Raw genomic sequence first — 2,189 nt, 5'->3', positions numbered from 1 at the left:
ATGGCGGGTGACGGGTTTTTCTACTGGACGACTTCGTTGACCGAGTTCCGGGATTACTATCTTCGCGCCTATGCGGCCGGGTTCCAGCGAAGCGCGGAAAGGATTCCGCAATTCACGCCCGCGCAAGCGACTCCGAAGAAGACCGATCCACGGAAGAAGACCGATCCGCGGAAGAAGACCGATCCGCGGAAGAAGAACGATCCACGGAAGAAGAACGATCCGCGGAAGAAGAACGATCAAAGAAGGACGGGCGATCTTCCAGGACAACGGATAACCGACAACCAACAAACCAACGGCGACCAAGACACCGGCAAGGAGTCCAATAAGACCCAACCGGAAGTTCGGGACGTCGACAAGGACGCCAATAAGATCGATCAGGGCATTCAGAATATCAATGACGGTGTCAAGAAGATTAAGCAGGGGCAATCGGACGTCGCGCGCGGCCTCGATTTGAAGTCGAAGGGGCGGGTCAAGGAGGGGGACGCGCTTATTGATCGGGGAAAGAAGGAGATAACGCAGGGAAAGAATTTGATAACGCAGGGAAAGGAATTGATAACGCAGGGGAAGAATGAGGTCCGGGCCGGGCAGAACGCCATCACCGAGGGCAACAAGGCCGAGAAATCCACCGAACCGGCGCCGTTGCCACTCGGTCCGGGTGAAACCAGCAGTCAACAAACTACTGGTCAGCAAGGAGCTGGCTCGCCCGGTCAACAGCAACCGGGAGCCCAGGACGGAACGGCGGCGCTGGCCGGAATCGCGCTGGCGGCAGGTGTGTTCGCACAAACGGCTGGCCAAGGAGTGCAGGCCATCATCCAGGCGGGGATTGCCGCAGCGAGTCAGATGGAACACCCAGGCGCGCCGGTTCCTGAGGCGCCTCCCGTCGACGCGCACCCGGCCGACCCGGATGACACCCATCAGCCGAACAACTCGGATGAGTCGAAGGCCCCGGAGCGGCGGCCGGACAACAGCGGAAGTGCCGCGCCCAGCCCAACCGGGCCCGAACCCACGCCGGACCGCCACACGAATCTGTTTTCGCCATCCGGTGACCCTCCCGGACCGCTTCCGCTTGCACCGGTGATCGAGCCACTGGTGCAGACGCCGCAGGACCACCTGCTGTCCGGCACGAAGGATGCGGGGCGCGGTGGTGGTAAGAAGTTTTCGATCGAGGGGTCGACTGCGACGGATGCCGCTAGAGCGTTGGCGGAGTTCGAGGGGGTGTTGAGTGATATCACGTCTTCTGTTGGTGAGAGTGGTAGCGGCTTTCTATCTTTCGATGTGAATGGGTTCGGTCGTTTGCCGGGGGGAAAGGGGGTCGAGCTCGGGCAGGTTTTCCTGGACCGGGTCGGGGAGTTACGCACGGTGCTGAAGGCGCACCGGGAGACGGTGCATCATATGCGGGAGCTGTATCTCGTGGCGGGCAAGCTTATCAAGGTAACAGAGGAGCGTAACGCTCGTAGCTTCGCCATTCTGGAGTCTGCTATGCCAAGGGGGTTCCGTATTCCGGAGGTACGTAACTGGTCTGAACGCGGTCCGGAAGAGGGGGAGGCGAAGAGGCTTACCGCCGCGGTGTTCGAGAAGGGGCGTAATGACAAAACTGGGTACGAGGTGAAGACATTCGATTCCGATAGTGTGGGTGTGGAGTTCCGGCAGTCCGGTCTAAAACCGCCGCATGCCGACAGGATGGGCTGGTATGAGCTGTGGGACCTGGGCGAAAGCATCGAACCGGGCTCGATCCGCTTGGCCGGGGAGAGATGGATTTGGTATGGGCAGGAGRTCAGGGTTTCGGTCGAAAAGCTCACAACCAATTTGGAGATGGCGTTCGCTGGGTCGACGGTCGGGTGGACRGGTGATTCGGCGGACAAGGCAGCCGAAGCTTATAAAAGTTTTCAGGACAAGTCGGCCGCGCTGCACAAGGGTATGGTGGCGATGGGGATGGAGTTGGCATTTGCGGCCGGTTGGTTGGCCGGCACCCCTTAYGGCATGCCGGCGGAAYCGGCCCCGGCCGACGGTGGYCCCTGGGACGAGGACGCGGTCGGAAAAATGGCGGGTGACGGGTTTTTCTACTGGACGACTTCGTTGACCGAGTTCCGGGATTACTATCTTCGCGCCTATGCGGCCGGGTTCCAGCGAAGCGCGGAAAGGATTCCGCAATTCACGCCCGCGCAAGCGACTCCGAAGAAGACCGATCC

Annotated in this window: 1 protein-coding gene; it reads left to right on the top strand. The window is 60.6% G+C overall.

The window, feature by feature from the left end; translation table 11 throughout:
• Positions 1–36: 36 nt before the first annotated feature.
• Positions 37–2,189 (top strand): hypothetical protein (locus AB4Y89_RS24480; RefSeq protein WP_442303563.1); only part of this gene is annotated, 2,153 nt, incomplete at its 3' end.

It is taken from the genome of Terriglobus sp. 2YAB30_2, assembly GCF_052114765.1.
Lineage (GTDB): Bacteria > Acidobacteriota > Terriglobia > Terriglobales > Acidobacteriaceae > Terriglobus.
The sequence above is the reverse complement of the archived record's forward strand: the minus strand, read 5'-3'. Positions and strand labels throughout refer to the sequence as shown.